The following is a 26,533-nucleotide window of genomic DNA, read 5'->3' on the forward strand; positions in this document are numbered from 1 at the left end:
CAAACGGTCTAACCGTCCTCGATCACGCCGCGCGCACATCGAGAGAGTTCCCGTGTGGTACCCCTCTCCCTGCCCCTCCCCCGCAAGGGGGGAGGGAATGAGAGAGCGGTGGCCGCCTTACGTCGCGATGCGATCAGGACTTGCGAGCGGGCGACCATCAACCTTCATCCCGCCACCCGATCTTCTCCTTCAGAAACCGGAAGCCGAGCACCTCGAAGCCTGCGCGCTCCCGGTTGTCCTTGCCGTAGCCGTGGCCGCCGGCGGCGGGCTCGTAGAACCAGGCCTCATAGCCCATTGCCTGCAGCTTGGCCGCCATCTTGCGCGCGTGGCCGGGATGGACGCGGTCGTCGCGGCGCGTGGTGGCGATCAGGATCGGCGGGTAGGACTGGCCGGCTTTGACGTTGTGATAGGCGGAGTAGGTCTTCAGCCACTCCCATTCCTCGGGCTTGTCGGGATCGCCATATTCCGCGATCCAGCTCGCGCCCGCGAGCAGTTTCGTGTAGCGGCGCATGTCGACCAGCGGGATGGTGCAGAACAGCGCTCCGAAGCGCTCGGGATAGCGCACCAGCATGTTGGTGATGAGGATGCCGCCGTTCGAGCCGCCCTGCGCGGCGATGCGCTTCGCACTCGTCACGCCGCGCCGGACGAGATCGGCCGCGACCGCGGCAAAATCGTCATGCGACAGCTTCTTGCCGGCGAGTCGTCCCGCATCGTGCCAGCGTGTGCCGAACTCGCCGCCGCCGCGCAAGTTTGCCTGCACCGTGGTGCCGCCGCGCTCCAGCCACAGCTTGCCGAGCGATGAATTGTAATACGGCTTCACCGCGAGCGCGAAGCCGCCATAGGCGCTCATATAGACCGGCGCATCGCCGGTCTGTTTGGCCGGACCGGTCTGCACATAGGGAATGCGCTCGCCGTCGACAGAGATCGCCTCGTGCTGCGTCACCGCAAGACCGTCGGCGGTGAAGGTCTTCGGCGCCTGCTTCAGCACGGTCGGGCTTGCGACGCCGCGCTGCAGCAACAGCAGCGAGGGCGGGGTCAGCGGATCCTGCACATTGGCGAGCAGGTCGCCGTTGCTCTCGGAGGGATGGCGATCGAGCGGCCAGACGTCGACGACGCCGATTTGCGGCAGGCCGGGGAGCGTCTCGCGGCTCCAGCCGGCGGCGGACGGCGTGCAGATTTCGAAGCGCGGCCTGAGCTCGTCGAGGATCGACAGCACGAGCTTGCCGGCGGCCCAGAACAGACCCTGCAGCGCGCACCGCGGCGCCGGCTCGAACAGCGCCGCGAAATCGCGGCTGCCGTTCAGGAATGCCGACAGCGAGATGCCGAGCACGGTGTCAGTTGCGTAGGTCCGCCCTCCGATCGACCAGTCCTTGCGCAGCTTCATCGCGAACCAGTCGCCATGCGCCTGCAGCCAGATGCCGGTCGGCAGATCGAGCTTCGTCATCGTGCCCGTCGCATCGCGCAGCCAGATCGCGTGGTTGAAGAAATCGATCTGGTCGACGATCCAGACCCGCGGGGCAGGTCCGGTGTCGTCGTGCATGCCATAGATGATCATGTGATCGGCGGTGGTCTCGATGATCTCCTCGGCCTGATCGACAGTCTGGCCGCGCCGCCACAGCCGAACCGTTCGCGCATAGCCCGAGCTCGTCGCCATGCCTTCGCCATGGGCGCTCGACAGCAGCAGCGTATCGGCATCGAGCCAGTCGGCGCCGCCTTTCGCCTCCGGCAGCGTGAAACCGTCCGTCACGAAGCTCTTCGTAACCATGTCGAACTCGCGCAACGTCACCGCGTCGCTGCCGCCGCGCGACAGGCTCAGGATCGCGCGAGAGCTTCCCGGCCTGGTGGTGATCCCGCTCAGCAGCCAGTCCTCGCCTTCGCGCGCGGCGAGCTTGTCGATATCGAGCATGGTCTCCCACGCCGGATCGGTGTTGCGAAACTCCGCGAGCGTCGTCCGCCGCCACAGCCCGCGCGGATTGGTGGCATCCTTCCAGATGTTGTGGAGGTCAGAGCCGCGCCGGCTGACATAGGGAATGTTGTCGGGCCGGTCGTAGATCGCCGCGAGGAGGTCGCGGTCGTGCTCCCAGGCCTTGCCGCCGAACGCCTGCAGCGTCAGCTCATTCTGCCGCTCGACGAAGTCGAGCGCCTGCTTGCCCTCGATCTCCTCCAGCCACGACCAGGGGTCGTCGTCGGGAGCGCTGAGCGTGGGCCGGTCGTCGACGGACATGAACGAAACTCCCTGGAAAATCGCGGCGGATAGGATTCGATCGAGCGCAAGCCGTCAAGGGCGCGGCCCCGCTATCATCGCACCGATTGCGTCAGCGGCATGGCCTGCGCCCGTTTGCGCCGGTTGCCCACCCTCTCGCACCCCTCCATAGTGCCGCGAATCAACAAAACCTCGTGAGCCCCGCGAAAGTCCTCTGGGGCGGAAAAGCCGATGCTCGACGTGACTTCGACCCGTGAGATCGCCGACGACGCCCGCGCGCGCGCCAATGTTGTGCGCCTCGCCGCCGCGCAGGCGCTGACCGGTGCCAACTCGGCGGTGATCTTCGCCACCGGCTCGATCGTCGGCGCGACGCTTGCGCCCGACATGTCGCTCGCGACCGTGCCGCTGTCGATGTACGTGCTGGGGCTCGCGGCCGGCACGCTGCCGACCGGCGCGATCTCGCGCCGCTTCGGCCGCCGCGTGGCCTTTGTCATCGGCACCGGTCTCGGCGCGCTCACCGGTTTGCTCGGCTCGTTCGCGATCCTGCACGGCTCGTTCGCGCTGTTCTGCATCGCGACCTTTCTCGGCGGCCTCTACGGCTCCGTGGCGCAGTCCTATCGCTTTGCCGCCGCCGACGGCGCCAGCGCGGCCTATCGGCCCAAGGCGGTGTCCTGGGTGATGGCGGGCGGCGTGTTCGCCGGCGTGCTCGGTCCGCAGCTCGTGCAATGGACCATGGACGTCTGGCAGCCCTATCTGTTCGCCTTCAGCTTCCTGGTGCAAGCCGCCGTCGCATTGATCGCGATGGGCATCGTCGCCGGCGTCGATATCCCGAAGCCCGCGCCGGCCGACCTGCATGGCGGCCGGCCGCTGTTCACCATCGTGACGCAGCCGCGCTTCGTCGCGGCGGCGCTGTGCGGCGTCATCTCCTATCCCATGATGAATCTGGTGATGACCTCGGCGCCGCTCGCCATGAAGATGTGCGGCCTGTCGGTGTCCGATTCCAATTTCGGCATTCAATGGCACATCGTGGCGATGTACGGGCCGAGCTTCTTCACCGGCGCGCTGATCGCCCGTTTCGGCGCGCCGAAGGTCGTGGCCGCCGGCCTGCTGCTGGAAGCCGGCGCCGCCGGCATCGGCCTCTCCGGACTCACCGCGATGCATTTCTGGGCGACGCTGATCGTGCTCGGCGTGGGCTGGAATTTCTCCTTCGTCGGCGCCTCCGCGCTGGTGCTGGAGACGCACCGGCCGCAGGAGCGCAACAAGGTGCAGGCCTTCAACGACTTCCTGGTGTTCGGCATGATGGCGATCGGCTCGTTCTCCTCCGGGCAGCTGCTCGCCAATTACGGCTGGTCGGCGGTGAACCTCGTGGTGTTCCCGCCTGTCGTGCTCGGTCTCGTCGTGCTCTCGCTGGTCTCCTGGGCCCGCCGCCGCAAGGCGCGGCTGGATGCGGCGATGGGCGAGTTCCCGGACGCGGTGTAGATTGGCGGGAGGCTGTCAGCAGCGATGATACTTCGGTCGCGGTCGAAGTGATTTTCGGAGACCATTCATTAGATGCGTCATGGCCGGGCTTGTCCCGGCCATCCACGTCTTAGGCGTGCAGATCGAAGAACGTGGATGCCCGGGACAAGCCCGGGCATGACGGAGTAGGTGGCGACATGCTCGACAATCTTCACCACACCCCGACCGACGAAGCCTCCCTCCGCTACGAAGGCTGGCGCATCGTCGCGGTCTGCTTCCTGCTCGCGACCTTCGGCTGGGGGCTCGGCTTCTACGGCCAGAGCGTCTATGTCGCCGAGCTGCAGCGCGCACGGGGCTGGCCGACCACGCTGATCTCATCGGGCACCACGTTCTTCTATCTGTTCGGCGCGCTGCTCGTCGTGTTCGTCGGCGAAGCCGTGAGGACCTATGGCGCGCGCCTCTGCCTGATCGCGGGCACGCTGGCGATGGCGGCGGCGGCCGTGGCGATCGGCGCGGTGCGCGAGCCCTGGCAGCTCTATCTCGCCGACGCCGTGCTCGCCTTCGGCTGGGCCGGCACCAGCCTCGCCATGATCACCAACACGATCAGCCTGTGGTTCGACCACAGACGCGGCATGGCGATCAGCCTCGCGCTCAACGGCGCCAGCTTCGGCGGCATCGTCGGCGTGCCGCTGCTGGTGACGCTGATCGGCCATATCGGCTTCGCCGGCGCGATGTATGCCGCCGCCGGTGCCATGCTGGTCTTGCTGCTGCCGGTGATCCTGCTTTTCGTCGGCCGGCCCCCCGCGCAGCACGGCTGGCACGCGGCGAAGGCGAAGCCGCAATCGTCGACGGAAATCCGCGCCTGGGCGCTGCGCGATGTCGGCTTCCTCACGGTGACCATTGCCTTTGCGCTGGTGCTGTTCGCGCAGGTCGGCTTCATCGTGCACCTGATCTCGTTCCTCGATCCCGTGATCGGCCGCGAGCGCGCCGCGCTTGCCGTTGCGGTGCTGACCGCGATGGCGGTGGTCGGCCGCGTGCTGTTCTCGCTGGTGATCGATCGCCTCAACCAGCGGCTGGCGTCGGCGCTGTCGTTCCTCAGCCAGGCCGTCGCGCTGCTTGTCGTCATCAATCTGCACAATGATTACGTGCTGATCGCGGCCTGCGCATTGTTCGGCTTCTCGGTCGGCAATCTCATCACGCTGCCGTCGCTGATCGTGCAGCGGGAATTCGATTCCGCCGCCTTCGGCGTGCTGATCAGCCTCAACACCGCGATCAACCAGGTCACCTATGCGTTCGGGCCCGGAATCGTCGGAGCCTTGCGTGATTGGTCCGGCAGCTATTCGCTGCCGTTCTATCTCTGCATCGCGCTGGAGGTCGTGGCAGCTGCGCTGATCATGGTGCGGGGCAAGCCCAAAGCAAAGCTCTCGTAGGGTGGGCAGAGGCGCAAAGCGCCGTGCCCACGATTTTTGCGATGAGTCAGCAAGAGTTCGTGGGCACGCTCCGCTTTGCCCACCACACGAGACTATTCTTCCCGCTCTCTCAGCAGCGCCTCCACATCGAGCCGCTTGGTGATCATCGCGAGCTTGCCGTCGGGCCCGAACGGCCACTCTTCCTTCGGGCGGTCGCGATACAGCTCCACGCCGTTCTGATCGGGGTCGCGCAAATACAGCGCTTCGCTGACGCCGTGGTCGCTGGCGCCGTCCAGCGCGATGCCGGCCGTGAGCACCCGATGCAGCGCGTCCGCGAGCGCCGGCCGCGTCGGATAGAGGATCGCGGTGTGATAGAGCCCCGTGGTGCCGGGCGGCGGCGGCGAGCCGCCCTTGCTCTCCCAGGTGTTGAGCCCGATGTGGTGATGATAGCCGCCGGCCGAGATGAAGGCCGCGCCCGAGCCCATCTTCTGCATCAGCTCGAAGCCGAGCACGCCGCAATAGAAGCCGAGCGCGCGATCGAGATCGGCGACCTTGAGGTGGACGTGGCCGATCCTCGTGCCGGCATGAACGGGACTCTGCGACATGTGAATGCTCCCTCGAAGACATGCACATAGGGCCGGCTCCGGGGCGGCGCTACGGCCGATCCCGAAACCCAGCGTTTCCGACGGGGAAACTAAGCCAGCTCCTTCACCTCGCCCTCGGGCAGCTCGAACTCGAACGTGTTCAGCGTCATCGACACCATCGTGTAATAGCCGCACAGGCCGATCACCTCGACCACGCCGCGCTCGCCGAGCAGCTTCACCGCCTCGTCGTAGAGCCCCTTCTCGACGCCGTGCCCTTCGTGCAGCGACTTTGCAAGATCGTAGATCGTCTTTCCTTTGGGATCGTCGAACTCCGGCGTGCGGCGATCGCGGATCGCCTCGATGATCTCTGGCTTCATCCCGCCCGCGAGCGCGAGGCGCTTATGCGCATACCATTCGTAATGCGCCGTCCAGTGCCGCGCCGTCACCAGGATCGCGATCTCCGAGAGCTTTGCCGGGAAGATCGTGTCGAAGCGCAGGACTTCGCCGAGCCGCGTGGCGTGGCGCGCCATCTCGGGGCTGTTGAGCCAGGCCATCATCGGCGCCGGCGGCTTGCCGCGCTTGCCGGCAATCGACTCGTCATAGGTCTGCCGCTGGCTCTCGTTCATTTCGCCAGGCGAAAGAAGTTTCAGGCGCATCGTCGTTTCCTCTTTGTTTTCAAGCGCTGCCGTCGCCGCGACTATAGCGGAATGCGGGCTCGCGGAAGTGGTTGAATTCCGCGGGAGCTTGGCCCAGAGTCGCGCCCAACAAGTCGATTTTGATTGATGGAAACGACCAATGACGGACTCTAAAACAAGCGACACTGAAAGCGCCGAGCTCGAAACATTCCGCGCCGAGACGCGCGCCTGGCTGGAAGCCAATTGCCCGCCGGAGATGCGCAAGCCCGCGACATCGGATGCCGACGTGTTCTGGGGTGGGCGCAATGCGAAGTTTTCGTCCGAGCCGCAGCGCATCTGGTTCGAGCGCATGCGCGACAAGGGCTGGACCGTGCCGGATTGGCCTAGGGAATATGGCGGCGGCGGCCTCAGCGCGGCCGAGCACAAGGTGCTGCGCGCGGAGATGGCGAAAATGGGCGCCCGCCCGCCGCTGTCGAGCTTCGGCATCTGGATGCTCGGGCCGGCGCTGCTGAAATACGGCAACGACGCCCAGAAGAAGGAGCATCTGCCGAAGATCGCGGCCGGCGAGATTCGCTGGTGCCAGGGCTATTCGGAGCCGAACGCCGGCTCCGATCTCGCCTCGCTGCAGACCCGCGCCGAGAGCGACGGCGACGACTTCGTCATCACGGGCTCGAAGATCTGGACCTCCTACGCCAATTACGCCGACTGGATCTTCTGCCTGGTCCGCACCGATCCCACCGCCAAGAAGCACGACGGCATCAGCTTCATCCTGTTCGACATGACCTCCAAGGGCGTGACGACCAAGCCGATCCTGTTGATCTCCGGCTACTCGCCGTTCTGCGAGACCTTCTTCGACGGCGTCCGCGTGCCGAAATCGCATGTGGTCGGCACCGTCAACCGCGGCTGGGACGTCGCGAAATATCTGCTGCAGCACGAGCGCGCGATGATCTCTGGCATGGGCGAGCGCGGCGTCGGCCGTCCGCTCGGACAGATCGCGGCCGATTCCGTCGGCACCGACGGGCAAGGCAAGCTCGACGATGCCATGCTGCGCGGCAAGATCGCGACGTTCGACGTCGATGAGGCCGCGCTCGCGGCCTGTGCCGAGCGCGCGGTCGATCTCGCCAAGGCGGGCCAGGCCCATCCGGCCTTCTCCTCGGCGATGAAATATTACGGCACCGAGCTCAACAAGCGCCGCTACGAGATCCTGATGTCGGCGGGCGGCGTCGATGCGCTGGAATGGGAGAGCGAGCGCTCCAGGCAGGGCGCCCGTCCGCGCGCCTGGCTGCGCACCAAGGCCAACTCGATCGAGGGCGGCACGTCCGAGGTGATGCTCGGCATCGTCGCCAAGCGCATTTTGGATTTGCCGGGGGCTTAGGGCCTTCCGTCATTCCGGGGCGCGACGAAGTCGCGAGCCCGGAATCCATCTATCCACCAACTCTGCCGCTCGATGGATTCCGGGCCTGGCCCTTCGGGCCATCTCGGAATGACGAGCCAAAATAGATTTCGAACCGGAAACACGCACATGGCCCTCGTCCTCACCGAAGAACAGTCGATGCTCCGCGACTCCGCGCGCGGGCTGATCAGCGACAAGGCACCGGTGTCGCATCTGCGATCCCTGCGCGACTCCAAAGACCCCACCGGCTTCTCGAAGGAGCTCTGGCACTCGTTCGCCGAGATGGGTTTTGCCGGCCTCTTGGTGCCGGAAGAGTTCGGCGGCAGCGGTCTCGGCTTCATGGAGGCCGGAATCGTCATGGAGGAGATCGGCCGCACCCTGATGCCGTCACCGTTCCTCGCCACCAGCGTGGTCGCGGCCTCCGCTCTGAACCGCGGCGGCAATGCCGCGCAGAAATCGGAATACCTGCCGAAGATCTCCAATGGCTCGCTGCTCGCGACGCTCGCGATCGACGAAGGCGCAAAGCATCGCCCCCTCCAGACGAACTTGCAGGCCGTGCGTGCCGGCAATGGCTTCAAGCTCTCCGGCGCCAAGGCGCTGGTGGTCGACGGTCACGTCGCCGATCTCCTGATCGTTGCCGCGCGCACGGCAGGCGCTGCCGGCGAGCGCGAAGGGCTGACGCTGTTCCTGGTCAACCCTGCGGCCAAGGGTGTTGCGATCGAACGCACCATCATGGTCGACGCGCACAATGCGGCGCGGATCGAGTTTGCGAACGTGGAGGTCAATGCCGACAGCGTGCTCGGCGAGGTCGATCAGGGCGTCGCCCTGCTCGACGGCGTGCTCGACATCGGCCGCGGCGCGGTCGCGGCCGAAATGGTCGGCCTCAGCGACGAGGTCTTCAACCGCACCGTCGAATATCTCAAGAGCAGAAAGCAGTTCGGCAAGCTGATCGGCGAATTCCAGGCGCTGCAGCATCGCGCCGCCGAGCTCTATGTCGACATCGAGATCACCCGCGCCGCCACCATGAAGGCGCTGCAGGCGCTGGACGCGGATGTCGCCAAGGCCGCATCAAGCGTCGCCGTCGCCAAGGCGCGCGCCGGCACCACCGCCACACGCGCGGTGCAGGAGGGCGTGCAGATGCATGGCGGCATGGGCATGACCGACCAGTTCGACATCGGCTTCTTCATGAAGCGCGCAAGGGTCTGCGAGGAGCTGTTCGGCGACGCCAACTATCACACGGAGCAGCTGGCACGGGCGCGGGGGTATTGATTTCGTAGCCCGGATGGAGCGTAGCGAAATCCGGGTTCTGTCCACGCGGTGAGATCGCCCCGGATTGCGCTGCGCTCCATCCGGGCTACTGCAATGGCGTTCGTCGTCATGGCCGGGCTTGTCCCGGCCATCCACGTTCTTAATGTGCCTCAAAAACGTGGATGCCCGGGACAAGCCCGGGCATGACGATTGAGAGTGTGGTGCGAGCCTTCGCTCGCAATGACGGCCGATAGACCGCCTTACCTCATCGGCGGCGCATACTGCACGCCGCCCGCGTTCCACAGCTGGTTCATGCCGCGCGGGATCTTCAGCTTGGACTTCTCGCCGATGTTGCGCTCGTACATCTCGCCGTAATTGCCGACGTGGCGGATGATGCGGACGGCCCAGTCCTTGGTGAGGCCGAGCTGCTCGCCGTAATTGCCTTCGGTGCCGACGAGGCGCATCACTTCCGGCTTCTTCGACTTCAAGGCCTCGTCGATGTTCTCCGAGGTGACCCCGAGTTCCTCGGCGTTGATCATCGCGTACAGCGTCCACTTCACGATCATCATCCAGTCGTCGTCGCGCTGGCGCACGACGGGGGCGAGCGGCTCCTTGGAGATCATGTCCGGCAGGATCATGTGGTCGCCGGGTTTCGTCAGGTTCAGCCTGAGCGCATAGAGCTGCGAGACGTCGGCGGAGAAGGTGTCGCACTTGCCGGTGTCGTAGGCCTTCACGACGTCGTCCAGCTTGTCGAACTTCACCTCGTCATACTTCATGTTGTTGGCTTTGAAGTAGTCGGCGACGTTGAGCGCGGTGGTCGTGCCGGCCTGTACGCAGACCTTGCTGCCATCAAGGTCGAGCGAGGTCTCCTTGTTGCGCGAACGCGGCAGCATGAAGCCGGCGCCGTCGTAATAGGCGACTGCGGGGAAATAGAGGTCGTAGTCGAGCTCGCGCGCCATGCTCCAGGTCGAGTTGCGCGAGAGGATGTCCACCTTGCGGCTCTGCAATTCCTTGAAGCGCTCGCTGGCATCGAGCGGGATGAACTTCGCCTTGCCCGGGTCGTTGAAGATCGCCGCGGCCACCGCGCGGCAGAAATCGACGTCGAAGCCGCTCCAGTTCTTGTTGTCCTCGGAATACGAGAAGCCCGGCAGCCCCTTGTTGACGCCGCACAGCACCTCGCCGCGGCGCACGGTGCGCTTCAGCGTGCGGGTATCGTAGAATTCATAGATGATGGCCAGAACGGCGACCAGCACGGCGACGGCGAGTCCGATCAGCAGGCCGCCACGAAAGGTGCGCATCATGTTGCTCTCTCGAAAATCGGGAAAAGGGGATTGGCAGGAGGGCGCGGAGCATGACCCGTTCGGATCATGCTCCGACGATGGAATTACAGTTCGGGCTTCTGCCGGATCACGACCTTGGTGCCGACAGGGACGCGGTCGTAGAGATCGGCGACGTCGTTGTTGACGAGACGGAAGCAGCCCGAGGACACCTTGGTGCCGATCGTATCTGGGCGGTTGGTGCCGTGGATGCGGTAGACCGTGGTGCCCAGATACATGGCGCGGGCGCCGAGCGGATTGCCGGGGCCGCCGGCCATGAAGCGCGGCAGATAGGGCTGGCGCTGGATCATCTCCGGCGGCGGCGTCCAGTCCGGCCATTCCTTCTTGTTGGTGATGGTCACCAGGCCCTGCCACTGGAAGCCGTCGCGGCCGACGCCGATGCCGTAGCGGATCGCGCGCCCGCCCGGCTGGACGAGATAGAGGTGCCGCTCGGCGGTCGATACGATGATCGTGCCCGGCGCCTCGGTGGTGCGGAAATAGACCACCTGCTTCTGCCATTCCGGGTCGAGCTGGTAGGCGTCATCGGCGACCAGCCCCGGCTCGTCGCCGCGGTCCGGCTGCTGGGCGGAGGCTTGCGGGGCGGACAGAATAAGCCCCACCGCAGCCATGAACATCCCGGTCAGGCGACGAAAATCCGTCATTTCAAGCTCTCCCCGCTGCCACAGCGCAAATCATTCAAAGCCATCAAACCTGAGGGGCAAGTTCATGGCAAGTTGATGGCGCGCCGCCCTGATATGTCACGAGAATGCTTTGGTTTTTTGACGCGGCCGGCGCAATGCCACAAACAGGGGATGGCGCGAAAAGCCTAGAGCTGGGCTCGATGCGCTCCCTCCCCCACACCCAATTATGCAAAGCTCTCGCAAGCGGGAGAGGCTCAGACCGAGTTCACGGCCAGATCCTCTGCGCCAATAGACATCGGGTCAGATCCTGTTGCTCTCCGCCGGAATCCCCAGCCGCCGCACGATCTCCGTCCCCACGGCGCGGGCCTCGACCCGCGAGCCGATCCGCGGGCTGCGAAACCGTCGTCCGGAGTGCAATCGGATCGTGACGATGCAGTGCTCGTCCTCGGACCGGCCGCGGCGGTCGACGGTGATCGTCTTCACGTCATGCCCCTCGATATGGTCCGCGCGCGGCGTGCCGTCGCCCCACAGGCGTTCGACACGGATATCGCCCTCGCGGATGATCCAGAACGTGCCGGTGACGAGATTGGCGTAGCGATGCACGGCGAACGCCGCGAGCACGCCGAGCGGCAGCAGCAGGATGTCGACATGGCTGGGCGGCCATCCGCGCCAGAGCTTGGTGGCATAGGGCACGGCGGACAACGCGACGACGATCAACGCGACGATGCGGATGTCCCGTGCGGGAAACGCCTCGATCGGCTCGCCAAGATGCATCTCGGGATTGCTGGCATCGAGCGGATTGACGGGTTCCTCGACATTGGGGACCTCGAACTGCGTGGCGATCCGCGCCACGGTGTCATGAACATGCGTGACGTCCGAGATCGGCGGCGAGGTCAGGCGCTCCCCTGAAGTCAGCGTGAAGACGAGCTGAAAGCGGGCCTTCACCCGTTTGCTGCCGGGAACCTGCAGCGCCGTGATGTCGTCCTTCGCGACGATCCGCGTGCGCAGCTTGCCGAACGGGCTCTGCCGCCCGATCAGGATCTCGTTCGCCGTGATGATCCACACCACCGCCGGCGCCATCATGATGCCGACGACGAACCCGGCGCCGACGAGCAGCGCCACCACCGAGATGATGATTTCCAGGGTATCATGCGTGAACAGGCCGGGCGTGAAGCACAGCGCAACGGCCGCGGCAAAGGCGGACATCACCAGCCGCTGCGCGATCGAGGCGCCTTCACGAAGGCGGATGTCGGTGCTGGTGGTCGCGTCGTCCATCGCGGGCGGCTGATTCCGTTGCGCGCGAAAACTCCACGGACGGGTCCGTGGAGTCAAGCAACAAGGGCGTCACCCGCGCAGCCGGCCGCGCGATGTCTGCGCGGGATTAGCTGCTCGCGTTCAGCAGCTTGGCCACGGTGCGGTCGATCTCGTCGTAGCGGCCTTCGCCGGCGTGCTGGAACACGATCTTGCCGTTCTGGTCGATGATGTATTGCGCCGGCCAATATTGGTTGCTGTAGGCGTTCCAGGTCCTGGAATCATTGTCCTGCGCCACCGGATAGGTGATGCCGTGACGCTTCAGCGCGGCCTGCACGTTGGCGGCGGAGCGCTCGAACGGGAATTCCGGCGTGTGCACGCCGACCACGACCAGGCCCTTGTCCCGGTATTTGGCGTAGAGCTCGGTGACGTGCGGCAGCGTGTTGACGCAGTTGACGCAGCCATAGGTCCAGAAATCGACCAGCACGACCTTGCCGCGGAGGTCGGCCATGCTCAGCGGCTTGGAGTTGAACCAGGTGTTGATGCCGGTGAAGTCGGGCGCGGATTGCTGGCTGGCGGCGGCGACGGTGATCGGCGCGGCGGGCGCGGCCTCGTCGCAGAAGCCGGGGATGACGGCGCCGGTCACGGCGAGGCCGACAAGGGCGGCTGAAACGGCGAGCAGTTTGAAAGTCATGAACGAGTCCTCCGGTTCGAGATGCAGATTGTTCACAGGCCGATCTGGCCGGTGGGGTAGAAGCCGGTGAGCCACGCCACGATCAGCGTGTCGTATTGGAAATAGGCGGCAAGCGCGAAGGCGATCACGACCACGCCAAAGCCCTGCTGCAGCCGCGGCGAGATTCGCGCGATGCTGCGCACGCGCGTGGTCGCGGCCTGTCCGCCATAGGCGATCAGCAGCATCGGGATCGCAGCACCAATCGCGTAAGCGATCAGCAGCGTGCCGGCCCAGGCGGCATTCTTCTGGGTCGCGACCAGCGTCAGGATCGAGCCGAGCACCGGGCCGGCGCAGGGCGTCCAGACCAGGCCGAGCGTGGTGCCGAGCACGAGCCCGCCGAGCGCGCCTTCGCGTTGTGTGCCGCCTGCGTTGCCGAGATCGAGCCAGCCATTGAGCCGGACCGACAGCCATTCGAACGGCGTCGGCCACAGCATCAACAGGCCGAAGCCGATCAGCAGGATCGATGCCGCCTCGCGCAGCACATTCGGATCGAAATCGAACAGCCGCGTCAGCGCGCCGAGCAGCAGCGCGACCGCCGAGAAGGAGACGACGAATCCGAGCGCGATCATCGCGGGCCGCAGATGCCCCGCGCGCCCGATCGAGGCGCCGAGCAGGATCGGCAGCATCGGCAGCGTGCAGGGCGCAGCGATGGTGAGGATGCCGGCGAGGATAGCGAAGAGAAGGTCGAGCATGGCGCACTCGTGGAGGTCACGAGGGCAGTTCGCGTGTGGCGGGGTGGTCGTTACGCCGCGTCACGCCTTCGTGACGGGCGGCTGTTTCTGTGAGGCACCCTGTCCGCCGCAGCGGCAGTCCGCGCCCTCCCCCCTTGTGGGGGAGGGCGGGGGAGAGGGGTGGCCCAGCAAATGGTCTACGCGATCGTGTCGCGCGCAAATCGAGAGATTCCCCGTGTGGACCCCCCTCCCTGCCCCTCCCCCGCAAGGGGGGAGGGAATGAGAGAGTGTGGCCGCCTCACTCGACGTGGCCACCACACACCAGGTCGGCAGCTTCGAGCACCCCCAAATACAAAACGACCCGGACGGGGGCATCGTCCGGGTCGCTGGAGGTCTTGGGAGGTTTAACGAAACCGTATGTGAGCTTTATAGGGGGGAAGTTTTTCCGCCTGATGTTGTGCTTTGTTTCAATTGTTTCGTCGGCGGTAACACTTCCGTGTTCCGGGCCAGGGCCTGGTATCAGGCCCTATCCCTTTGAAATCGTTGGGTCAGGCGGCGAAACGCTCGACGCCGGCGCCCTTAAGCAATTCGGCCAGCTGCTTGCGGGCGTAGAACATCCGCGTCTTCACGGTGCTCTGGGGGATGCCGATGATCTGGCCGACCTCCTCCACCGATTTCTCGTGGTAGTAGACGAGGTTGATGATCTCGCGATGGGCGGGCGACAGCTTCTGCACGCAGGCGCGCAGGATCGCGCTGGTATCGCTGCGGTCGAGCGAGGTCTCCGGCGTATCGCAACCATCAGGGATCTGGCGCACGTCCTCCTGGTCGATGTCCTCGAAGCGGCGCTGGCGCATCGCGGTCAGGGCCTTGAAGCGGGCGATCGAGAGCAGCCAGGTCGAGACCTGCGAGCGGCCCTGGAACTGGCCGGCGGTGCGCCAGACGTCCAGAAACACCTGGCTGACGAGGTCTTCCGCCGTGGTGGCATCGCGCACGATGCGCAGGATGAAGCGATAGACCCGCACGTTGTGCCGGCAATAGAGGATATGCATCGACGTCCGGTTGCCGTCGGCAATGCTTTCGAGAAGCATGTCGTCCGAAGTCGCCTGAGCGGCGATGATGCTCTGGCTGGCCTGGGCGTTGATGGCGATGACGTTCCGCATAGTCTTGGCTCCCCGTAGCGCCGCAACCGAGCGGCGTTTCCTTGGACCAAAGTGTTAATGAGCCAACGTTTCGGGACGTCTGCACGAAAAGGGGAAAATGGTTTCGTGCGCCGCCAAATTGTTTCGTCGGAGGGGGCGCGACGAAACATTCGGGGCAAAAAGCTGAGGAATTTCAATATACGGAAAATACGGGGGTGGGGGCTTGGGGGCCGACGGCGGCGCCTGGAACGTATTTCCAGCTGTTGCGTTCGGGCGCGCGACGCACACTCCTGTCGTCCCGGACAAGCGAAGCGCAGATCCGGGATCCATACCCACAGGGCGATGTGGTTACGGGGACTTGGAGTGGGCGCTTTCACGCCAAACCGCGGCCTGGGATGATGGGTCCCGGATCGGCGCGCGCTTGGGGCGCGCTTGTCCGGGACGACAGTGGAGGGTGAGGGCTACGCCTTGTCGCCCTGCGGCGAGAACAGATAGCCGCCGCCGCGGATGGTGCGGATCACGGCGGGCTTGGCCGGGTCGGGCTCGATCTTGCGGCGGATGCGCATGATGCGCAGGTCCACCGCGCGGTCGAAGGCTTCGGCGTCGCGCGCATTGGCGAGCTCCAGCAGGCGCTCGCGCGACAGCACGCGCTTCGGATTGGCCGCGAACACCTTGAGCAATCCAAATTCGGATGCGGTCAGCGGGTGCTCGTTGCCTTCGTCGTCGCGCAGCGCCTGCGCTTCGAGATCGAGCCATTTGGTGCCGAAGCGTACCAATTGCTCCTTGTCCGATTTCGCCGCCGCCTCCGGCGCCGCCGCCTTGGCCGGCACGCTCCGCCGCAGCACCGAGCGGATCCGTGCCATCAGCTCGCGCAGCTCGCAGGGCTTTGCCACGTAATCGTCGGCGCCGAGCTCGAGACCGACGACGCGATCGATCGGGCTCGCCGTCGCCGTGAGCATGATGACCGGCACGTTGATGCGGCTCTTGAGGTCGCGGATGATCGAGAGGCCGTCCTCCTCGGGCATGTTGAGGTCGAGCACGACGAGATCTGGCATGCCGCCGTCGATCGCCGCGCGGAGCGACTTGCCGCCGTCGCACAGCGTCACGGTGAAGCCGTGCATCTTGAGATAATCGCCGACCATCTCCCGGGCCGGGGCCTCGTCGTCGACGATCATGATGTGCTGGCTTTGGGTCATGGTCTTTGCATCACGGCATTTCGGTCGCGGGGAGGGTGATGGTGAAGGTCGAGCCCTGACCGGGCCCGTCGCTGTCGGCGGTCACCTCGCCGCCATGCATGTCGACGATCCGCTTGACGATGGAGAGCCCGAGCCCCGTCGAGCTCTCGCCGGCGGTCGGCTTGGCCGACAGCCGCTGGAAGCGGCCGAACAGGCGGCCGAGATCCTCCGGCGACAGGCCGGCGCCCTCGTCGCTGACGCGGACGATGGTGTCGTTGCCCTCATGGCTGACGGCGACGTCGATCTTGCCGCCGATCGGCGAGTATTTGATGGCGTTGCTGATCAGGTTGTCGATCGCCTCGCGGATGCGGTCGGTGTCGCACATGGTGACGATGTTGGACGGCGCGGTGACGCTGATCGCCTGCTGCTTGTTGACGGCGAGCGGCTGGTTGGCCTCGGCGACCTCCTTGACCAGCGCGGCGACGTCGACCGGCTCGCGGCGGATGGTGATGTCGAAGGCATCGGCCATCGCGTCCGAGATCAGATGGTCGACCATGGTGGTGAGGCGCTTGGTGGCGTCGCGGATGTGGTCGACCTGGGCGACCACGCCGGTTTGCGAGGCGCCGGTCGAGATCAGCTCCTTCAGCATCTCGGTGCGGCCGAGAATGACGCCGAGCGGGTTCTTCAGATCGTGCGCGACGGTGCCCAGGATCTCGTTCTTGAAGCCGTTGGCGCGCTGCAGCCGCAGCCATTGCGCCGAGAGGCGGCGGTTGGCCTGCATCAGTGCGCGGGTGCGCTGGGCGACGCGGTCCTCCAGCTGCGCGTTGGCGTCCTGCAGCTGCTGATAGAGGATGACGTTGTCGAACGCGATCGAGAGCCGGCTGGAGAAGATCTCGACCAACGAGCGGTCGGTCTCGGACAGCTCGCGCTCGGCCTGCAGCAGCACCACCACCTCGCGGCCGGATCCGGTGCGCAAATAGATCACGCTGCGGTGGTCGGCGAATTCGTTCTTGCGGCCCTGGAAGGCGGCTTCCACCATCGCGCGCAGATCGGGGTCGAGCGCCTTCGACGACGTCGTGCCGATGAAGCGGCTGTAGCAGCCGCTGCCGGCGAGCACCGAGAGCTCGGGGTCGAGGCCGCCATTGTCGCGCAGGACCAGTATGCCGGCGCAATCGGCGTTGAGCAGCGAGGCGAGCTGGGTCAGCACGCCCTCGGCGAGCCGCTGCATCGACTTGAAGTCGTACAGCGTGGACGCGGCGTCGATGATGATCTCGAGCCCGCGCCGCGTCTGCACCATGCGCTCGAGCTGCTGATAGGAGCGCAGCGCCGCGGTCAGCGAGGTGAACAGCTTGTCGGCGGTGAGCTCGGTCTTGGCCTTGTAGTCGTTGATGTCGTACTGCACGATCACGCGCCGCTCCGGCGCCTGGCCGGGCTGGCCGGTGCGCAGGATGATGCGCACGGTCTCGTTCCTGATCTCGTTGCGGATGAACTCGACCAGCTCGAGGCCGGCGACGTCGGTCTCCATGATGACGTCGAGCAGCACGGCGGCGATGTCGCCGTGCTCGGCCATCAGCTTGCGGCCTTCCGCCGCGGAATAGGCCGACAGGATCTCCAGGCCCTGGCCGTTCAGGCTGTAGTCGGACAGCGCAAAACGCGTGCCGTCATGCACCGCCGGATCGTCGTCGATGACGGCGATCTTCCATTTCCGGGCGTTGCTATCCTCCGACGCGGTACCGGTATCGTCGATCAGGTGGAGGACATCGTCCTGTTCGGCCATTGAGAAGTCCCGTCACTTTCTGTGCTCTGCGCGCCGCCCTTGGCGACCCGGGGCATGATAATGCGAAAAGTAGTGCCTTGTCCCAGCTTGGATTCCAGCATCATGCGGCCGCCGAGCTGCTGGGAGACGAGGTTATAGACGATATGCAGGCCGAGGCCGGTGCCGCCTTCATTGCGCCGGGTGGTAAAGAAAGGGTCAAAGGCCTGGCGCTGCACGTCGGGGGTCATGCCGGCCCCGTCGTCGGTGAAGATGATCTCGATGTCCTCGGTCCCGCGCGGCCGCGCCGAGATCGTGATGGTGCCGGCGCGCCCGTCGGCGAAGGCGTGGTTGGCGGCGTTGAGGAAGAGATTGGTCAGGATCTGGCCATAGGAGCCCGGATAGCCGTCGAGCAGGAGCCCCTCGGGCACGTCGACCTGCAGCGTGATCGGCGAGCGCTTCAGCACCGGGCGCAGGCTGGCGATGATCTGGTCGGTGGCCTCGCTGAGCGAGAATTGCCGCCGCTCGGCATGGGAGCGGTCGACCGCGACCTGCTTGAACGACTGGATCAGCTCGCCGGCGCGCTGGAGATTGGCGACGAGCTGCTGCGAGGCGTCGCGCGAGGACTGCACGAATTCTTCCAGCTGCGAGCGGCGCAGGCCGCCCTCGCCCTTGAGCTGGGCCTCGAAGATTTCCGTGCGCCGGGCAAAGCTGGACGCAACCGTCAGGCTGATGCCGATGGGGTTGTTGACCTCGTGGGCGACCCCTGCGACGAGGCCGCCGAGCGCCGCCAGCCGCTCGGCGTCGATCAGATTCTGCTGCGCGGTGTTGAGCTCGAGCAGCGCGCTCTCGGCTTTCTCCTTCGACGCGCGCAGCTCGTCCTCGGTCTCGCGCTTCGCAATCGCGTTCTCGCGGAACACTTCGACCGCGCGCGCCATGGCCCCGACCTCGTCGCGGGCCTTGGTGCCCTGCACCTCGCGGTCGAGATCGCCGAGCGTGATCGCGCGCATCGCGGTCATGATCTGCTGCAGCGGCAGCCGGATCGACAGCGCGATCATCACGCCGGCGGTGAGGATGATGCCGAGGAAGATCACCGCGATCGACAGCACCCGCCGCGAAATATCCGCCAGCGTGCGGTCGAAGGTCTCCTGCGCCTTCTGCTCGCGCTGGCGCATCTTGGTGGAGAGGTCGTCGATGGCGCCGATCGCCTCGGCCTGGCTGGCGTCGATGGTGTTGCGGAGCAACTCGGTGCGGCTCGCAAGCTGTTCGGAGAGCTTTGCAAAGCCCTCGCGCAGCGCGGCGGTGCGGGCCCCGAGCCGCTGCAGCGCCATGCGCTGGAGGTCGTTGTCGGCGAGATCGATCATCACCGGGATGGTCTTCTCGATCGTCTCGGTGTTGCGGCGGGCGTCGTCGGCCGCGCCCGTCTGCAGCGACAAATAATAGGAATTGGCCGCCACCAGCATCGCGGTGAAGGCCTCGCGGGATTTGCCGAGCGAGGGCCAGATCAGCGCGTCGCGATGGCCGGTGGCGCCCTCGATGATGGAATAGAGGCCCGCCATGTCCCTGGCCGGGCCCTGTACCTGGTCCTCATAGGTCTTGGCGATGGTGGCCTGCACGCTGCGCAGCTCGCCGAAGCCGTTGAGGAAGCGGTCGGTGGTGCGCTCCAGCTCCTCGACCGAGCCCGCCAGCATCGGGTCCTTGGCGGCGCGGTTGGAGAGCGTGCCCAGCACCGCCTCGCGCAGCAGCAGGATCTCGGCGAACAGGTCCGGGCTCGGCTGGTTGATGTAGCGGTGGATCAGGTTCTGCAGGCGGCCGGTCTCGCTTTCGAGCAGCGCCAGGATCCGGTCGGATTCGCGCACCTGGCGCACGTCGTCCCAGGCCGAGCCCAGCACCTGCGCGCCGTTCCAGATCATGGCGACCAGCACCACCACCACGGCGGAGTTCAGCGCGGCGATCGACAGGATGCGCCAGCGGATCGGCACCGCCCGCAGCACGCCGACGAGACGCGCGCGCAGCCGCCCGATCGGGCCGGGCGGCCGCTCCGCGTGCTCGTGATGTCCAAGTGCAGCCAACGCGGCTCACTCCACCTTGCGTATGCGTTCGATCAGCGCCGCCGCGGCAGGATCGCGTCCGGCCTTGGCGTAGATGGCGGCCATCGCGTCCTCGAACGGCTTGCGGTCGATGTCCCTGATGATGGTGACGCCGGCTTCCTGCGCCTTGCGCTGCGACTGCTCCTCGAGGTCGCGCCATTTCTCTCGCATGAACCGGCTGGAGCGCTGCGCGGACTCCCGGAAGATCGCCTGGTCGTCCGGCGACAGGCTCTGCCAGGCCTTCAGCGAGATCACCAGCACTTCGGGGCTCATCGTGTGCTCGGTGAGCGTGTAGTAGCCGGCGTGCTTGTAATGGTCCGTCGTCACGAAAGATGGCCAGTTGTTCTCGGCGCCGTCGATCAGATGGTTGGCGAGCCCGGTGAGCACCTGCCCGTAGGGCAGCTCGACCGGCTCGGCCCCGAGCGCGCGGATCATCTGGCTCATCAACTCCGACTGCTGCACCCGGATCCGCAATCCCTTGAGATCCGCGAGGCTCTTCACCGGGCGGACACCGTTGTAGATCGACCGCGCGCCGGAATCGTAGAAGGCGAGCCCGACGAAGCCGTAGGGCTCGAAACTGTTCAGGATCTCGCTGCCGACGGGCCCGTTCAGCACCTTCTGCATGTGCTCGATGGACCGGAACAGGAACGGCATGGCGAGCACGTTCATCGCCGGAACGAAGTTGCCGATCAGGGCGACATTGGTCCGGTTGAGGTCGATCGCGCCGGCCCGGGTCTGCTCGATGGTCTCCTTTTCCTCGCCGAGCTGGCGGGAGTGGAACACCTTGATCTCGTGGCGGCCCTTGGTGCGCTCGGCGATCAGGGCGCCCATGTAGCGCAGCGCCTGGACGGTCGGATAGTCCTCGGCCTGGGTGTCGGCGGCGCGAAATTCGCGCGCGACGGCGCCCGTCGCGCGCATGCTCATCGAGACTGCGGCAAGCAGAAGCGCGACGACAATCATTCCGGTCCGCGAGAGTTCGGCACGGCTTAACACTGGCACACTCAACCCCTCAGTGGTGGAGTCCATGGCGGGAGCAAAAGGTTCAATGCAATCTAGCAGATGGTAAAGGGAAGGCCATCCCGCCCGGTGCGGCGACGTGATTGTGCGGCGCGGCCGGCTCGCATTCCCGGTTGAAACCGCAGATGCCGCGCCTTAAGCAGGGCGCGGTCGCCTTTTGTCGCGCGACACGGGAAGAGCCATCGTGATGTCAGCATTGCGCCTCTTGCAGGTCGTCGTCGTCTCAACGGCCCTCGCATGGGGCTGTGAAGTCCGCGCCGCCACCGACATCGCGTGGTGGCACGCCATGTCCGGCGAGCTCGGCAAGCAGCTCGAGAAGCTCGCGGCCGACTTCAACGCCTCGCAGTCCGATTACCGCATCGTGCCGGCCTACAAGGGCAATTACACCGAGACGGTGACCGCCGCGATCTTCGCCTTCCGCTCGCGCAGCCAGCCTGCGATCGTCCAGGTCAACGAGGTCGCCACCGCCACCATGACCGCGGCCAAGGGCGCGATCTATCCGGTGTTCAGCCTGATGCGGGACCAGGGCGAGCCGTTCTCGCTGACCGACTATTTGCCGGCGGTCTCCGGCTATTACACCGACGCGGCCGGCAATCTGTTGTCGTTCCCGTTCAATTCCTCGACGCCGATTCTCTATTACAACAAGACCATGTTCCGCGACGCCGGCCTCGATCCGGAGGCGCCGCCGAAGACCTGGCCCGAGCTCGGCGCGGCCGCAAAGCGCCTGCGCGACCGCGGCGCGGCCTGCGGCTTCACCACGTCCTGGCCGTCCTGGATCCATGTCGAGAATTTCTCGGCGTTTCACAATCTTCCGCTGGCCACGCGCGCGAATGGTTTTGGCGGCCTCGACGCGGAATTGACCATCAACAATCCCACCCTCGTGCGTCACGTCGCCCAGCTCGCCGAATGGCAAAAGACAAAACTGTTCGACTATGGCGGTCGCGGCCAGTCGGCCGAGCCGCGCTTCCAGAGCGGCGAATGCGGCATCTTCATCGGCTCCTCGGCGACGCGCGCCGATATCAGGGCGAATTCGAAATTCGAGATCGGCTACGGCATGATGCCGTACTGGCCCGACGTGAAGGACGCGCCGCAGAACTCGATCATCGGCGGCGCCACGTTGTGGGTGCTGCGCGACCGGCCGCGCGAGGAATACAAGGGCGTGGCGCGCTTCTTCGCCTATCTGTCGCAGCCCGGCGTGCAGGCCGCCTGGCACCAGAACACCGGCTATCTGCCGATCACCCGCGCCGCCTCCGAGCTGACCCGCGCGCAAGGCTTTTACGAGCGCAATCCGGGTTCGGCGATCTCGTTCGAGGAGATCACGCTGCATCCGCCGACGGAGAATTCCAAGGGCATCAGGCTCGGCTCCTTCGTCCTGATCCGCGGCGCGATCGAGGACGAGCTGGAGCAGGCCTTTGCGGGGCAGAAGAGCGCGCAAGCCGCGCTCGATTCCGCCGTCGAGCGCGGCAACAAGCTGCTGCGCCAGTTCGAGCGCGCAAGTCCGGAGCGGTAGGGGTGGTCGGAGCGCGCGCCTCGTTCTTCGAGACGCCCGCTTTAGGCGGGCTCCTCAGGATGAGGCTCAGCAGCGCCGGTGCCTGTCAATGCCGCTGCGCAATCAGCTCCTCATCCTGAGGAGCCCGCAAAGCGGGCGTCTCGAAGGATGGCCGCAAGGATACACTTTCCAGAACGCAAACCCGATGAAACTCCCCGACTTCACCGACGCCAATAGCTTCCGCGCCTTTCGCTCCGATCCGTCGCGATGGCTGCCGATCGCCCTCGATATCGCGCGTAGCCACGGCCTCGACACCGGCGCTCCGCACGTGTTTGCGACCGGCACCAATCTCGTCGTCGGCCTCGGCGAGAACCTGATCCTGAAGATCTTTCCGCCACTGCTGCGCGCGCAATTCGTCTCCGAGCGCGGCTCGCTGACGCAGCTCAAAGGCCGCCTGCATCTGCCGATCCCCGAGATCGCCGCGGAAGGGACGCGCGACGGCTGGCCCTATCTCGTCATCACACGTCTCACAGGCACGCTCGGCTCGGAGGTCTGGCCGCAGCTGCCGGAGGACCAGAAGGAGCGTCTGCTGCGCCAGATCGGCGAGACCATCACCAGCGTCCAGCGCGCCCCGCTGGGTCCGCTCGCCGCCATCGAGCCGCGCTGGGATGCGTTCATACGCCAGCAGATGCAGGGCTGCCGCGCACGGCACACGCGCCTCGGTCTCGCGCCAAAATTTCTCGCCGGCCTCGACGATCTCCTGCGCGATGCGCAAGAACTCATCCCGATGGATGCGCCGCCGGTGATCCTGATCGGCGAATACATTCCGGAGAACTTCCTGCTCGCCTGCGATGACGGCCAATGGTCGCTCGCCGGCCTGTTCGACTTCGGCGACGTGTTGGCGGGTTGGCGCGACTACGATTTGCTCGGGCCAAGTGCCTTCATGGCGGCAGGCCGGCCGGGCCGGGTGAAGAGCCTGCTCGAAGGCTTCGGCTATGCGAAGCCGGACTTCGCGCTCAAGCGCCGCCTGATGGCCCTGATGCTGCTGCACCGCGCCAGCGATCTCAACGCGCACGTCTGCATCGATGGCTGGCAGGACCAAGCGAACGATCTGGTCGAGTTGCAGGACCTGATCTGGGCGGGGTGAGCGGCGCGCTCAGCCTCTCTTCGTCATTCCGGGGCGCCGCGCAGCATCGAACTTTGGTACGCATCGCCCCGGAATGACGGTGGTGCTTGTTGGAAGGGCGCCCATCAAATGAAGCTTATTAAATGAGCAAATCTGCACCTTTGTATGCAATACCCCCGAACTCGATGCGCGCCCCGGACCCGCCAAAATCAAGATTTTCATAGCAATTTCAGCCTAGTACCTCGGTCGTAAACCGCCGTTAAGCTCTGGCACGAACCTTGCGAATCCGGTTCCAACCAAAAACCTTTGCGTTGGAGCATTGCCATGAAGCGCCGCGATTTCCTCAAGTCCGTTTCGGGATTGGCCGCCGGAGCGGCGCTTCCGGCGATGCCACAGGTGATCTCCTCGGCCTATGCCGATGCCCGCTCGGAGACGCTGCTGATCGTCTCGGAGGGCGGCCCCAACAATCTCGACATCCACGGCGTCGGCACCAACGTGCCCGGCTATGAAGTGTCCTGGAATTGCTACGACCGCCTGATCAGCCACGAGATGAAGAGCGGCCCCGGCGGCGTGCCCTATTACGACCGCGACAAGTTCAAGGGCGAGCTCGCCGAGGAGTTCAAGATCGACGACATGTCGGTCACCTTCAAGCTGCGCAAGAACGCCAAATTCCACGACGGCACGCCTGTTACCGCGAAGGACGTCAAATGGTCGCTGGACCGCGCCGTCAGCGTCGGCGGCTTCCCGACCTTCCAGATGAGCGCGGGCTCGCTGACCAAGCCGGAGCAGTTCGTCGTGATCGACGACCACACCGTGCGTGTCGACTTCCTGAAGAAGGACAGGCTCACGATCCCCGATCTCGCGGTGATCGTGCCCTGCATCGTCAATTCCGAGCTGGTGAAGAAGAACGCCAGCGAGAAGGATCCCTGGGGCCTCGAATTCACCAAGCAACAGACCGCGGGCTCCGGCGCCTACAAGGTGACGAAATGGACCGCCGGCACCGAAGTGATCATGGAGCGCAACGACGATTGGGTCTGCGGTCCGCTGCCGAAGATCAAGCGCGTGATCTGGCGCATGGTGCCGCAGGCGGGCAACCGCCGCGCGCTCTTGGAGCGCGGCGATGCCGATATCTCCTACGAGCTGCCCAACAAGGACTTCCAGGAGATGAAGGCGAACGGCAAGCTCAACGTGGTGTCGCTGCCGTTCTCCAACGGCATCCAGTATATCGGCATGAACGTGACCAAGCCGCCCTTCGACAATCCGAAGGTCCGTCAGGCGGTCGCCTATGCGCTGCCCTATCAGAAGATCATGGACGCCGTGATGTTCGGGCTCGCCAATCCGATGTTCGGCGCGGCGAAGGACAAGCCGACCGAAGTCGCCTGGCCGCAACCGCACAAATACAACACCGACATCGAGAAGGCGAAGGCGTTGATGGCCGAAGCGGGCATGGCAGGCGGCTTCGAGACCACGATCTCGTTCGACCTGAATTTCGCCGGCGTCAACGAGCCGCTCTGCGTGCTGGTGCAGGAGAGCCTCGCGCAGATCGGCATCAAGACCACCATCAACAAGGTGCCCGGCGCCAACTGGCGCACCGAGTTGAACAAGAAGGAGATGCCGCTCTTCACCAACGTGTTCTCGGGCTGGCTCGATTACCCCGAGTACTTCTTCTACTGGTGCTATCACGGCAACAATTCCGTCTTCAACACCATGAGCTACAAGTCGGCGGAGATGGACAAGCTGATCGATGGCGCGCGCACCGCGGCAGCAAGCGGCGACACCGCCACCTACGACAAGGACGTCAAGGGCTTCGTCGACCTCGCCTTCACCGACATCCCGCGCATCCCGCTGTACCAGCCCTTCGTCAACGTCGCGATGCAGAAGAACATCAGCGGCTATCAGTACTGGTTCCACCGCCGGCTGGACTACCGCGCGCTGGTGAAGGGGTGAGGCGTGATGCTGATGGTCGGCGACGCATCGGCATCGGTTGACTGCGTACATTTGAGTGAGGTGAACCCAGCTTTCTCATTCCCTCCCCCCTTGTGGGGGAGGGGCAGGGAGGGGGGTAGCCACGAACTCCGACCTCTCCCGGGGGCCCCCCCCTCCCTAGCCCTCCCCCACAAGGGGGGAGGGAACATAGCTGCGTGGGCCGAGAGAGTCTTTTTCACGACGGGGAACGCATCATGCTGACCATGATCGGCAAGCGCCTGATGTTCGCGATTCCCTCGCTGATCGGGGTCGTCATCGTCACCTTCCTGCTGACGCGCGCGCTGCCGGGCGATCCCGCCGCCTATTTCGCCGGTCCCGCCGCGACCAAGGAAGCCGTCGAGCAGATCCGCAAGAAGCTCGGCCTCGACAAGCCGCTGATCGAGCAGTTCTTCCGCTACACCAACGATCTCGCCCACGGCGACTTCGGCAACTCGCTCACGACAGGCCAGCCGGTCGCCGCCGAAATCCGCAACCGCCTGCCGGCGTCCGCTGAGCTGACATTGCTCGGCCTCATCGTCTCCGTCGTCATCGCCATTCCGCTCGGCGTGCTCGCGGCGACGCGACCGGGCTCATGGGTCGATCATTTATGTCGTGTCACGACGACGGCGGGCGTCTCGCTGCCGGTGTTCTTCACCGGCCTCGTGCTGGTCTATATCTTCTATTTCCGTCTGGGCTGGTCGCCTGCGCCGCTCGGACGTCTCGACGTGTTCTACAGCGCGCCGCCGACCGTCACCGGCTTCTATCTGATCGACACCTTGATCGCCCGCGACTTCGAGGCGTTCCGCTCGGCGCTGAGTCAGCTTATCCTGCCGGCGACGACGCTGGCGATCTTCTCGCTGGCGCCGATCGCGCGCATGACCCGGGCCTCGATGCTGGCGGTGCTGGCCTCCGAATTCGTCCGCACCGCGCGCGCCAGCGGCCTGTCACCGACGACTGTCATCGTCACCTACGCGTTTCGTAATGCGATGCTGCCCGTCATCACCACGCTGAGCATGGTGTTCTCGTTCCTTCTGGGCGCCAACGTGCTGGTGGAAAAAGTCTTCGCCTGGCCCGGCATCGGCTCCTATGCGGTGGAAGCGCTGATCTCGTCGGATTTCGCGCCGGTGCAGGGTTTCGTGCTCACCATGGCGGTGATGTACGTGCTGCTCAATCTGATCATCGACATTCTCTATGGCGTGATCGATCCGCGCGTCAGACTTGAAGGCTAGGGGGACAC

At 65.5% G+C, this 26,533-nt stretch carries 21 protein-coding genes; 8 read left to right on the forward strand and 13 right to left on the reverse strand.

The genetic code is table 11. The features are described 5' to 3' along the window. Nucleotides 1–157 precede the first annotated feature (157 nt). The gene (locus tag UNPF46_RS01030; RefSeq protein WP_142248732.1) at nucleotides 158–2,224 is read right to left on the reverse strand and encodes a prolyl oligopeptidase family serine peptidase; all 2,067 of its coding nucleotides are present in this window, start codon (nucleotides 2,222–2,224) and stop codon (nucleotides 158–160) included. Nucleotides 2,225–2,434: 210 nt separating this feature from the next. Between UNPF46_RS01030 and UNPF46_RS01035 the strand changes: the two genes are divergently transcribed. After that, nucleotides 2,435–3,682 (forward strand): MFS transporter, encoded by a 1,248-nt coding sequence (locus tag UNPF46_RS01035; RefSeq protein ID WP_142248733.1) that lies wholly within the window; start codon nucleotides 2,435–2,437, stop codon nucleotides 3,680–3,682. Between the two features lie 176 nt (nucleotides 3,683–3,858). Then, nucleotides 3,859–5,091, forward strand: coding sequence for an MFS transporter (locus UNPF46_RS01040; protein WP_142248734.1), 1,233 nt, complete (start codon nucleotides 3,859–3,861; stop codon nucleotides 5,089–5,091). A gap of 92 nt (nucleotides 5,092–5,183) precedes the next feature. Here the strand turns inward: UNPF46_RS01040 and UNPF46_RS01045 are convergent, their stop codons facing one another. After that, entirely contained in the window at nucleotides 5,184–5,675 is a 492-nt protein-coding gene (locus UNPF46_RS01045; RefSeq protein ID WP_142248735.1) for a VOC family protein, read from the reverse strand. 89 nt (nucleotides 5,676–5,764) lie between these two features. After that, complete coding sequence (locus UNPF46_RS01050; RefSeq protein ID WP_142248736.1) at nucleotides 5,765–6,310, reverse strand: carboxymuconolactone decarboxylase family protein; 546 nt, start codon at nucleotides 6,308–6,310, stop codon at nucleotides 5,765–5,767. A gap of 139 nt (nucleotides 6,311–6,449) precedes the next feature. On the opposite strand from UNPF46_RS01050, the gene UNPF46_RS01055 reads away from it, so the two are divergent. Together UNPF46_RS01055 and UNPF46_RS01060 are read left to right on the forward strand one after the other, a co-directional pair. Then, on the forward strand, nucleotides 6,450–7,664 hold the full coding sequence (locus UNPF46_RS01055; RefSeq protein WP_142248737.1) for an acyl-CoA dehydrogenase family protein: 1,215 nt from the start codon (nucleotides 6,450–6,452) through the stop codon (nucleotides 7,662–7,664). Nucleotides 7,665–7,811: 147 nt separating this feature from the next. Then, the gene (locus tag UNPF46_RS01060; RefSeq protein WP_142248738.1) at nucleotides 7,812–8,951 is read left to right on the forward strand and encodes an acyl-CoA dehydrogenase family protein; all 1,140 of its coding nucleotides are present in this window, start codon (nucleotides 7,812–7,814) and stop codon (nucleotides 8,949–8,951) included. A gap of 239 nt (nucleotides 8,952–9,190) precedes the next feature. Here the strand turns inward: UNPF46_RS01060 and UNPF46_RS01065 are convergent, their stop codons facing one another. The 10 genes from UNPF46_RS01065 to UNPF46_RS01110 all read right to left on the reverse strand — a co-directional run bounded on the left by UNPF46_RS01065 (nucleotide 9,191) and on the right by UNPF46_RS01110 (nucleotide 20,698). Next, the gene (locus UNPF46_RS01065; RefSeq protein WP_100181500.1) at nucleotides 9,191–10,228 is read right to left on the reverse strand and encodes an amino acid ABC transporter substrate-binding protein; all 1,038 of its coding nucleotides are present in this window, start codon (nucleotides 10,226–10,228) and stop codon (nucleotides 9,191–9,193) included. Nucleotides 10,229–10,314: 86 nt separating this feature from the next. Then, complete coding sequence (locus tag UNPF46_RS01070) at nucleotides 10,315–10,908, reverse strand: L,D-transpeptidase (RefSeq protein ID WP_142248739.1); 594 nt, start codon at nucleotides 10,906–10,908, stop codon at nucleotides 10,315–10,317. Between the two features lie 279 nt (nucleotides 10,909–11,187). Beyond that, nucleotides 11,188–12,162, reverse strand: coding sequence for a hypothetical protein (locus UNPF46_RS01075; RefSeq protein ID WP_142248740.1), 975 nt, complete (start codon nucleotides 12,160–12,162; stop codon nucleotides 11,188–11,190). Between the two features lie 106 nt (nucleotides 12,163–12,268). Further along, complete coding sequence (locus UNPF46_RS01080; RefSeq protein WP_142248741.1) at nucleotides 12,269–12,832, reverse strand: thioredoxin family protein; 564 nt, start codon at nucleotides 12,830–12,832, stop codon at nucleotides 12,269–12,271. A 32-nt stretch (nucleotides 12,833–12,864) separates the two neighbouring features. Then, on the reverse strand, nucleotides 12,865–13,563 hold the full coding sequence (locus tag UNPF46_RS01085) for a cytochrome c biogenesis CcdA family protein (protein ID WP_142248742.1): 699 nt from the start codon (nucleotides 13,561–13,563) through the stop codon (nucleotides 12,865–12,867). 527 nt (nucleotides 13,564–14,090) lie between these two features. Continuing rightward, nucleotides 14,091–14,702, reverse strand: coding sequence for a sigma-70 family RNA polymerase sigma factor (locus UNPF46_RS01090; RefSeq protein WP_100180215.1), 612 nt, complete (start codon nucleotides 14,700–14,702; stop codon nucleotides 14,091–14,093). A 440-nt stretch (nucleotides 14,703–15,142) separates the two neighbouring features. After that, the gene (locus tag UNPF46_RS01095; RefSeq protein ID WP_100180216.1) at nucleotides 15,143–15,877 is read right to left on the reverse strand and encodes a response regulator; all 735 of its coding nucleotides are present in this window, start codon (nucleotides 15,875–15,877) and stop codon (nucleotides 15,143–15,145) included. A gap of 10 nt (nucleotides 15,878–15,887) precedes the next feature. Further along, a complete protein-coding gene (locus tag UNPF46_RS01100; protein ID WP_142248743.1) occupies nucleotides 15,888–17,633 on the reverse strand; it encodes an ATP-binding response regulator in 1,746 nt (581 codons plus the stop codon). Beyond that, nucleotides 17,603–19,681 carry a sensor histidine kinase gene (locus UNPF46_RS01105; protein ID WP_246668577.1) on the reverse strand — a complete coding sequence of 693 codons (2,079 nt, stop codon included), beginning with the start codon at nucleotides 19,679–19,681 and terminating at the stop codon, nucleotides 17,603–17,605. The genes UNPF46_RS01100 and UNPF46_RS01105 overlap by 31 nt, the downstream gene beginning before the upstream one ends. A 6-nt stretch (nucleotides 19,682–19,687) precedes the next feature. Next, the gene (locus tag UNPF46_RS01110) at nucleotides 19,688–20,698 is read right to left on the reverse strand and encodes a TRAP transporter substrate-binding protein (RefSeq protein WP_100181503.1); all 1,011 of its coding nucleotides are present in this window, start codon (nucleotides 20,696–20,698) and stop codon (nucleotides 19,688–19,690) included. Nucleotides 20,699–20,903: 205 nt separating this feature from the next. Between UNPF46_RS01110 and ugpB the strand changes: the two genes are divergently transcribed. The 4 genes from ugpB (at nucleotide 20,904) to UNPF46_RS01130 (ending at nucleotide 26,525) form a co-directional block, all read left to right on the forward strand. Continuing rightward, nucleotides 20,904–22,226, forward strand: coding sequence for a sn-glycerol-3-phosphate ABC transporter substrate-binding protein UgpB (gene ugpB, locus UNPF46_RS01115; protein ID WP_142248744.1), 1,323 nt, complete (start codon nucleotides 20,904–20,906; stop codon nucleotides 22,224–22,226). 184 nt (nucleotides 22,227–22,410) lie between these two features. Next, nucleotides 22,411–23,352: an aminoglycoside phosphotransferase family protein gene (locus tag UNPF46_RS01120; protein ID WP_142248745.1), complete on the forward strand. Its 942-nt coding sequence runs from the start codon at nucleotides 22,411–22,413 to the stop codon at nucleotides 23,350–23,352. A 303-nt stretch (nucleotides 23,353–23,655) separates the two neighbouring features. Then, on the forward strand, nucleotides 23,656–25,278 hold the full coding sequence (locus UNPF46_RS01125; protein WP_142248746.1) for an ABC transporter substrate-binding protein: 1,623 nt from the start codon (nucleotides 23,656–23,658) through the stop codon (nucleotides 25,276–25,278). 233 nt (nucleotides 25,279–25,511) lie between these two features. After that, nucleotides 25,512–26,525, forward strand: coding sequence for an ABC transporter permease (locus UNPF46_RS01130; protein ID WP_100179530.1), 1,014 nt, complete (start codon nucleotides 25,512–25,514; stop codon nucleotides 26,523–26,525). Nucleotides 26,526–26,533 lie beyond the last annotated feature (8 nt).

Origin of the sequence: Bradyrhizobium sp. UNPF46, from assembly GCF_006658625.1 — a bacterium.
Classification (GTDB): domain Bacteria; phylum Pseudomonadota; class Alphaproteobacteria; order Rhizobiales; family Xanthobacteraceae; genus Bradyrhizobium; species Bradyrhizobium nitroreducens.

Excerpts from the sequence above, each read along its gene's own strand:
- UNPF46_RS01030 (WP_142248732.1), bottom strand. The coding sequence starts at position 2,224 with ATGTCCGTCGACGACCGGCCCACGCTCAGCGCTCCCGACGACGACCCC.
- UNPF46_RS01035 (WP_142248733.1), top strand. The coding sequence starts at position 2,435 with ATGCTCGACGTGACTTCGACCCGTGAGATCGCCGACGACGCCCGCGCG.
- UNPF46_RS01040 (WP_142248734.1), top strand. The coding sequence starts at position 3,859 with ATGCTCGACAATCTTCACCACACCCCGACCGACGAAGCCTCCCTCCGC.
- UNPF46_RS01045 (WP_142248735.1), bottom strand. The coding sequence starts at position 5,675 with ATGTCGCAGAGTCCCGTTCATGCCGGCACGAGGATCGGCCACGTCCAC.
- UNPF46_RS01050 (WP_142248736.1), bottom strand. The coding sequence starts at position 6,310 with ATGCGCCTGAAACTTCTTTCGCCTGGCGAAATGAACGAGAGCCAGCGG.
- UNPF46_RS01055 (WP_142248737.1), top strand. The coding sequence starts at position 6,450 with ATGACGGACTCTAAAACAAGCGACACTGAAAGCGCCGAGCTCGAAACA.
- UNPF46_RS01060 (WP_142248738.1), top strand. The coding sequence starts at position 7,812 with ATGGCCCTCGTCCTCACCGAAGAACAGTCGATGCTCCGCGACTCCGCG.
- UNPF46_RS01065 (WP_100181500.1), bottom strand. The coding sequence starts at position 10,228 with ATGCGCACCTTTCGTGGCGGCCTGCTGATCGGACTCGCCGTCGCCGTG.
- UNPF46_RS01070 (WP_142248739.1), bottom strand. The coding sequence starts at position 10,908 with ATGACGGATTTTCGTCGCCTGACCGGGATGTTCATGGCTGCGGTGGGG.
- UNPF46_RS01075 (WP_142248740.1), bottom strand. The coding sequence starts at position 12,162 with ATGGACGACGCGACCACCAGCACCGACATCCGCCTTCGTGAAGGCGCC.
- UNPF46_RS01080 (WP_142248741.1), bottom strand. The coding sequence starts at position 12,832 with ATGACTTTCAAACTGCTCGCCGTTTCAGCCGCCCTTGTCGGCCTCGCC.
- UNPF46_RS01085 (WP_142248742.1), bottom strand. The coding sequence starts at position 13,563 with ATGCTCGACCTTCTCTTCGCTATCCTCGCCGGCATCCTCACCATCGCT.
- UNPF46_RS01090 (WP_100180215.1), bottom strand. The coding sequence starts at position 14,702 with ATGCGGAACGTCATCGCCATCAACGCCCAGGCCAGCCAGAGCATCATC.
- UNPF46_RS01095 (WP_100180216.1), bottom strand. The coding sequence starts at position 15,877 with ATGACCCAAAGCCAGCACATCATGATCGTCGACGACGAGGCCCCGGCC.
- UNPF46_RS01100 (WP_142248743.1), bottom strand. The coding sequence starts at position 17,633 with ATGGCCGAACAGGACGATGTCCTCCACCTGATCGACGATACCGGTACC.
- ugpB (WP_142248744.1), top strand. The coding sequence starts at position 20,904 with ATGTCAGCATTGCGCCTCTTGCAGGTCGTCGTCGTCTCAACGGCCCTC.
- UNPF46_RS01120 (WP_142248745.1), top strand. The coding sequence starts at position 22,411 with ATGAAACTCCCCGACTTCACCGACGCCAATAGCTTCCGCGCCTTTCGC.
- UNPF46_RS01125 (WP_142248746.1), top strand. The coding sequence starts at position 23,656 with ATGAAGCGCCGCGATTTCCTCAAGTCCGTTTCGGGATTGGCCGCCGGA.
- UNPF46_RS01130 (WP_100179530.1), top strand. The coding sequence starts at position 25,512 with ATGCTGACCATGATCGGCAAGCGCCTGATGTTCGCGATTCCCTCGCTG.